Source organism: Micromonospora phytophila, from assembly GCF_023656545.1.
GTDB classification, from domain to species: domain Bacteria; phylum Actinomycetota; class Actinomycetes; order Mycobacteriales; family Micromonosporaceae; genus Micromonospora; species Micromonospora phytophila.
In genome coordinates, this window is record NZ_JAMOKF010000297.1 from 1 (window position 1) to 6,856 (window position 6,856).

Consider the following 6,856-nt stretch of genomic DNA (forward strand, 5'->3'; position numbering starts at 1 on the left):
TTCGTCTCCTTCTACGCCGAGCGCCGGGTCAGCGCCTGGGTCACCACGCGCCCCGAGCTCACCCCGGAGCCGGTCGCCGGCTGAGCGGCTCAGCGGGTCGGCCGCCACGGGTCGACCGAGGCGAGCGAGAAGCCCACGCCCAGCCCGCCGATCAGCAGGCGGGCCGGTCCGGCGAGGGCGTCGAGCGCCGCCTGCACGAGGAGCCGTTCGGACGCCCCGGCCCGGGTGTCCATGAGGAACACGCCGTTGCTGATGACCTCGTAGTGCCGGGCGGCCTCCCGCAGCACGAGCTCGCCCCGCTCGGTGACGACCCGTTCGACGACAGTCGCTGTATCGCCCACGCGTTCACGCTACGCGACCGCCTGCGACGCGACGGGCGGCCGCCGGCCCGCCGGTACCGCGTGTCGGGCGGCCCGGCACACCGTTGCCGGCGTCCTTTGCTCTGCACCCGTCACCGCGCCAGTGACCCTGCGTGCCTGTCGCATCGGCGGGTGCAGAGCAAAGGGCCTGTCGCGTGGGTGGGTGCAGAGCAGAGGACGGCGAGCGGCAGGGGGTGGATCGGCCGCACCGGGCGGCGTCGCGGCGGGTTGCGGCGTCGACGTCGAGCACGGGGGTCGCCTGGACGGTTGGTGGCGGTGGACGGGCGACGGGCCGCAGAGGGTCAGTCCGGTTCCTCCTCCGGCGGCGGGGGGAAGGCCAGGGCGAGGGTCAGGTCGAGCACCGTCGCGGGGTCGTTCAGGCGGTCGCCGTACAGCTCGCGCAGCTTGCCCATCCGGTAGCGGACGGTCTGCGGGTGCACGAACAGGTCGGCGGCGACGTCGTCGCGCCGGCCGTGGCGCAGCAGCCAGGAGCGCAGCGTCTCGGCGAGCCGGTCGGCGGTGCCGGGCGGCAGGTCCGCCAGCGGCGCCAGCACCCGGGCACGCAGGTCCGCGAGACCTTCGGTGTCCATGCTCAGCACCAGTTCGGCGAGGTGCTGTTCGGTGTCCAGCGCGGCGCCGTCCCCGGGTGGGCGCAGGCCGAGCGACAGGGCCCGGGTCGCCCGCTGGTAGGAGGAGACCACCCGGGTCCACGGGCGGGCGGGACCCATCACGGCGCGGCGTCCGTGCAGCACCCGGGCGAGCTGCCGGCGCCGGTCGTCGTGCACGTCGGGGACCAGCAGCACCGCCAGTTCCTCGCCCGGCCCGACCGTCGGCAGGTCGTCGCCGCTCTCCAAGGTGTGCTGGTGCAGCAGCGCGAGCGCCGCCCGCAGGTTGGCCCGGGGCAGCAGGACGACGGTCAGCGTCTGTGGTGGTGGCCAGTCCGCCCGGTCGGCGCTGCGCAGCAGCACCTCCTCGGGTTCGCCGGCGAGCAACTGCCGGGTGAGCCGTTCCAGGTTGCGGCGTCGGGCCCGCCCGACGCTGGCCAGCTCGTCGGCGTGCCCGGCCACGCTGGCCGCGGAGAGCTCGTCGATGTAGGCGAACATCAGCTCGGCGAACTCGGCGACGGTGGCCGCCGACAGGCCACCCTGCACGGTGGTGGTGGACATCTCGCGCCAGGAGACCCGGGCGCCGACCCGGTAGGCGGCCAGCAGCGCGTCCATGCTCCGGCCGGAGCGCGCCTCGCCGCTGCCCAGGGCGTACGCGGCGTCGAGCGCCGAAACGAGCGGGGTGCTGGGGTCGGCGGCCTGGGAACGTTCGACCAGCTGGAGGAACGTGCCGAGCGCGACCTGCACCGCGTTCTCGATCTTGTCGCGCATCTGGCCGGTGAGGGCGCCCGAATAGCTCGGCACCTCGGCGGTGATCGCGGTCACCGTCCGCTCGGCGAGCAGTGGCAACTGGTCGCGCAGGGCACCGGCCACCCGCTCGTCCAACTCCAGGCGCGCGGCCCGCCGGGTGGCCGCGGAGCGTTCCGACACGTTTGTTCTCCCCGCACAAAAAGGCTGGATCAGTTCACCTTCGCAGGCCAAGATTTTATGCCAGACTGCGGCGACCATCGACATATGACCACAACTGTCCCGCGATCGTCGGTGCGGGGGTCCTTCCCGGGCAGGATCCTGCGGCTCGCCGCGGCGGTCACCACTCCGCTGCTGCCCGAGGACTACCTCGACCTCGTCGCCCCGCTGCGCGCCGGCGCCGACCTGCGCGGCCGGATCCTCGCCGTCCGCCCCGAGACCCCCGACGCGGCGACGCTGGTGATCCAGCCCGGCCGCGACTGGCGGGGGCACGTCCCCGGGCAGTACGTCCGCCTCGGCGTCGACGTCGACGGCGTCCGCCAGTGGCGGGCCTACTCGGTCACCTCGGCCCCGGTCCGCCGTACCGACCCGATCTCGGTCACCGTCAAGGCGATCCCCGACGGCGTGGTCAGCAACCACCTCGTCCGCCGCGCGCGGGCCGGCACGATCGTCCAGCTGGACCAGGCCCAGGGGGACTTCGTCCTGACCGGGCAGCCGCCGGCCCGGGTGCTCTTCGTGACCGCCGGCAGCGGCATCACCCCGGTCATGGGGATGCTGCGCGCGGGCGCGCTCGCCGGCGCCGACGTGGTCCTGGCGCACTCCGCGCCGACGGCGGCCGACGTGATCTTCGCCGAGGAACTGCGCGGGCTCGCCGACCGCGGCGCGGTGCGGCTGGTGCAGCGGCACACCGACGTCGACGGGATGCTGGGCGTGGACGAGCTCGACACCCTGGTCCCCGACCACCTCGACCGGGAGACCTGGGCCTGCGGGCCGGTCGGCCTGCTCGACGCGCTGGAGCGGCACTGGGCGTCCCGGGGGGCCGCCGAGCGGCTGCACACCGAGCGGTTCCGGCCGACCGTCATCACGCCCGGCGAGGGCGGCACGGTCACCTTCACCGGCTCGGGGATCACCGTGGCGGCCGACGGCGCCACCCCGATCCTCGACGCCGGCGAGGACGCCGGCGTGCTCATGCCCTCCGGCTGCCGGATGGGCATCTGCTTCGGCTGCGTCCTCCCGCTGCGCCAGGGCGCCGTCCGTGACCTGCGCAACGGGCAACTCACCACCGCGGTCCCCGGCGACGGGGTACGTGTCCAGACCTGCGTGTCGGCCGCGGCCGGTGCCTGCGAACTCGAGATCTGATCGGAAACCGGACGTGACCGTCATCCAGAAGAAGACCGACCACCCGATCGCCCACCTGAGCGCCGAGGACATCGAGATCATCGGCAAGGAACTCGACGCGATCCGCGACCGGGTGGTCGCCGACCGGGGCGAGCGGGACGCGGCCTACATCCGCAGGGTGATCTCGACGCAACGCCGGCTGGAGCTGGGCAGCCGCGCCGTGCTGCTGTTCTCGCTCTTCCCCCCGGCATGGGTGGTCGGCACCGCCGGCCTCGCGGTGGCGAAGATCCTGGAGAACATGGAGATCGGCCACAACGTCCTGCACGGCCAGTGGGACTGGATGCGGGACCCGAAGATCCACTCGACCAGCTGGGAATGGGACCACGTCTCGCCGGCCGAGCAGTGGAAGCACTCGCACAACCAGCTGCACCACACGTACACCAACGTCGTGGGCAAGGACAACGACCTCGGCTACGGCATCATGCGCGTCGACGAGGACCAGAAGTGGCACCCCGTCTACCTGGGCCAGCCGCTGTGGAACCTCATCAACGCCTGCTTCTTCGAGTACGGCATCGCCGCGTACGACCTGGAGCTGGGCCGCAACCTGCGCAAGGGCCGGCACAAGAGCCCGGAGTTCCGGGCCCGGGCCCGCGCGGTCGGCCGCAAGATCCGCCGGCAGGTCCTCAAGGACTACGTCCTGCACCCGCTGCTGTCCGGGCCGTCGTTCCTCAGCACGCTCGCCGCGACCTTCACCGCCAACCTGATCCGCAACCTGTGGAGCCACTCGGTGATCATGTGCGGGCACTTCCCGGAGGGCGTGGAGACCTTCGAGAAGCGCTCCATCGAGGGGGAGACCCGCGGCGAGTGGTACGTGCGGCAGATGCTCGGCTCGGCCAACATCACCGGCAGCAGGCTGATGCACATCATGACCGGCAACCTGTCGTTCCAGATCGAACACCACCTCTTCCCGGACCTGCCGAGCAACCGCTACCAGGAGATCGCCCCCGAGGTGCGGGCCCTGTTCGACCGGTACGGGCTGAAGTACACCGCCGGTCCGCTGCCCAAGCAGGTCGCCTCCGCCTGGTGGAAGGTCATCCGGCTCTCCCTGCCCGACCGCCGTTCCACGGATCCCGGCGCGACGCCTGTCAGGCCGAGCGTGCTCCCCGAGCCGGCCTGAGAACGCCCGTGACCACCGACGCTGGCCCCAGGCCGGCGCCGGTGGTCGCGGCAGGTGGGCTCAAGGGTTCACGAAGTCGCGCACCTGGGCGTAGACGGTGGCGTCGGTGGTCAGGCTCAGATGCCCGATGCAGGCCGTTCGGGTGTTCCTGGCCCCGGAGAGGACCGTGCTGTCGGCCGGGTTGATCACGCCGTCGCAGGACGACCACCAGGTCCCGTACGTGGGGGTGCCCGGTGTCTCGTCGCCGGCGTTGAGGTTGGCGAGGAAGGTCGAGCCGACCCGCATCTCGACGCAGGCGGTGCTGAAGCAGGTGTTCGCCGAGGACGTGCCGTGGTTCGGCCCGCCGAGGGACACCCAGCGGTCCACGTTGCTCGCGGCGATGTTCTTCAGGTAGTAGCGGGACGAGAGTCCGCCCATCGAGTGGGTGACGATGTCGACCTGAGCGGCGCCGGTGGCGGCGAGCAGGTTGTCCACCTCCTGGCGGATGGTTGCCGCCGTGGTGGCGTTCGACTGGCTCGTGTTGTACGAGAAGGCGCGCAGATGGCTGCTGGGCCACCCGTTCGCCTGGAACCGGCTGATCATCGTGTTCCAGGTCGAGGCGCTGCTGTTCCAGCCGTGGACGAAGAGGATCGGGTTGCTCGACGCGGCGTACGAGGCGGCCTGCGCGGGGGCAGGGACGGCGAGGGTCGCGAGCGCGACCGCGACGGCCAGCAGGCATCGCCGGATGAGTGACGTCACGGGGGTTCCTGTCGGGATCGGGGGCGAGGTGGCGGACGGCGTGACGCGGCGCGCGGCTGACGGCCGAGGGGGTCGCACCTGCGGCGATGCCGTTCGAGGTGGTCAGATGTTACGCGCGGGTAGCCATCTGATGTCAATGCATCGAATCGACGTGATCCCCCTGCGTGGGGGCGGCGTCGTGGGGGCGCGTCGCGGAAATGCGCTGGGCGGCGGGCCGTGGGTCTGCGTACAGTCGGGGCATGGAGATCAGGCGTCACCACGCCGCCGCGGCCGCGCGAGCTTCGCGCTCGTCGGTCGCCGCCGCCTGACCTCCCCCCTCCCGCCGGCGACCGGAAACGGTCCGCCGGCGTTTCTCGTCGCGTGACCCCGCCGATTCCGGCGGCGGACCCTTCCGGTCGCCCCACCCGGAAAGGCCTCCCCATGACGTACGACCAGATCGGCCGCACCTTCGTCGACTTCTTCCGCGAGCGCGGCCACCAGCCGGTGCCGGACAGCTCGCTCATCCCGCCGCCCGGTGACCCGGTGCTCTTCACCACCTCCGGCATGCACCCGCTGACCCCCTACCTGGAGGGTCGTCCCCACCCGCTGGGCCGGCGGCTGGTGAACGTGCAACGTTGCCTGCGCACCACCGACCTGGACGAGGTCGGCGACGACACCCACCTGACCCTGTTCCAGATGCTGGGCTCCTGGTCGCTCGGCGACTACGACATCTCGCAGAGCCTGCGCTGGGGCTACGAGCTGCTGCGCGACGGCTTCCACATCGACCACGACCGGCTGCACGTGACCGTCTTCGGTGGCGACGACCAGGTCGGTCCGGACGAGACCTCGCTGGAGACCTGGGGCGAGCTCGGCCTGCCCGTGGAGCTGACCCGGGAGAAGAACTGGTGGTCCAACGGCCCGACCGGGCCGTGCGGGCCCGACACGGAGATCTTCGTCTGGACCGGCGACGACCCGCCCCGGGGCAGCCCCGGCACCGACGACCTGTGGATGGAGGTCTGGAACCACGTGCGGATGCGCTACCACCGGCACCCCGACGGCCGCCTGACGCCGCTGCGGCAGCCCAACGTGGACACCGGGATGGGCCTGGAACGGCTGGAGATGGTGCTGCGCGGCAACCGGTCGGTCTTCGAGGGCGACGGTCTCGTGCCGTGGGTCGACGACGTCTGCGGGCGGTGGGGCCTGCGGGACGAGCCGCTGCGCCTGGTCTGCGACCACCTGCGGTCGGGCGTGGTGGTGCTCGGCGACGGGGTGCGACCCTCGAACACCGGCCGCGGCTACGTGCTGCGCCGACTGGTCCGCCGGATACTCACCACCCTGTGGCGCGAGGACCCCTCCCGCAGCCTCGGCGACCTCCCGTCGGAGCCGTTCCGGCACACGCTCGACCGGTTCCGCCAGCCGGTGACCGTGAGCGAGGTGCGGAAGTCGCTCTCGGAGGAGGAGCAGCGGTTCCGGGACCTGCTGCGGCGGGGCCGCCCGGTGGTGTCCCGGCGGCGGTCCCGGGGACCGCTGACCGACGAGGACTACCGCGACCTGCACGACACCCACGGGCTGCCGCGCGACCTGGTCGACGGCCTGCTGAGCGAGGTGGGATGAGGGGGCGGCGGCGCGACCGGTGGCGGGTGCCGTGGGTAGCTGTCAGACTTTGCCTGGTCACTGCGGTCGACGAAGGGCGGGGACCGATGCCCGAAGAGCGCCACGGCCTCCGGCCGGACGACGACACGGTGGAGCGGTTCGGTGCCCGGGTCACCGTCGTGGACCCGGCCGCCCTGCTCGCGGCGGCCCGCACCGGGCCGGTCGAGCTGCGGTTCGACGGCCCGTTCCCCGCGCCGGTCACCGACGTCCGGCTGGCCCTGCTCCCCGACACCGCCGACGGGGCCCCGACCTGCCGGATG

General features: G+C 72.6%; 5 protein-coding genes and 2 pseudogenes. 4 read left to right on the plus strand and 3 right to left on the minus strand.

Annotated features, from left to right (window positions below; genetic code table 11):
* Positions 1 to 122: 122 nt before the first annotated feature.
* Positions 123 to 341 (minus strand): annotated as a pseudogene (locus NCC78_RS25245) (spermidine synthase); the annotation flags it as partial.
* Between the two features lie 320 nt (positions 342 to 661).
* Positions 662 to 1,894 (minus strand): PucR family transcriptional regulator, encoded by a 1,233-nt coding sequence (locus tag NCC78_RS25250; protein ID WP_250797506.1) that lies wholly within the window; start codon positions 1,892 to 1,894, stop codon positions 662 to 664.
* An 84-nt stretch (positions 1,895 to 1,978) separates the two neighbouring features.
* Here NCC78_RS25250 and NCC78_RS25255 point away from each other — a divergent pair, with 84 nt between their 5' ends.
* Together NCC78_RS25255 and NCC78_RS25260 are read left to right on the plus strand one after the other, a co-directional pair.
* Positions 1,979 to 3,070, plus strand: coding sequence for a ferredoxin reductase (locus NCC78_RS25255; protein ID WP_250797507.1), 1,092 nt, complete (start codon positions 1,979 to 1,981; stop codon positions 3,068 to 3,070).
* Between the two features lie 13 nt (positions 3,071 to 3,083).
* Positions 3,084 to 4,226, plus strand: coding sequence for a fatty acid desaturase family protein (locus NCC78_RS25260; RefSeq protein WP_250797508.1), 1,143 nt, complete (start codon positions 3,084 to 3,086; stop codon positions 4,224 to 4,226).
* Between the two features lie 60 nt (positions 4,227 to 4,286).
* On the opposite strand, the gene NCC78_RS25265 is transcribed toward NCC78_RS25260, so the two are convergent.
* Positions 4,287 to 4,964: an esterase/lipase family protein gene (locus NCC78_RS25265; protein ID WP_250797510.1), complete on the minus strand. Its 678-nt coding sequence runs from the start codon at positions 4,962 to 4,964 to the stop codon at positions 4,287 to 4,289.
* 420 nt (positions 4,965 to 5,384) lie between these two features.
* Between NCC78_RS25265 and NCC78_RS25270 the strand changes: the two genes are divergently transcribed.
* Together NCC78_RS25270 and NCC78_RS25275 are read left to right on the plus strand one after the other, a co-directional pair.
* Positions 5,385 to 6,557: an alanine--tRNA ligase-related protein gene (locus NCC78_RS25270; RefSeq protein ID WP_250797511.1), complete on the plus strand. Its 1,173-nt coding sequence runs from the start codon at positions 5,385 to 5,387 to the stop codon at positions 6,555 to 6,557.
* An 86-nt stretch (positions 6,558 to 6,643) separates the two neighbouring features.
* Positions 6,644 to 6,856 (plus strand): annotated as a pseudogene (locus NCC78_RS25275) (hypothetical protein); the annotation flags it as partial.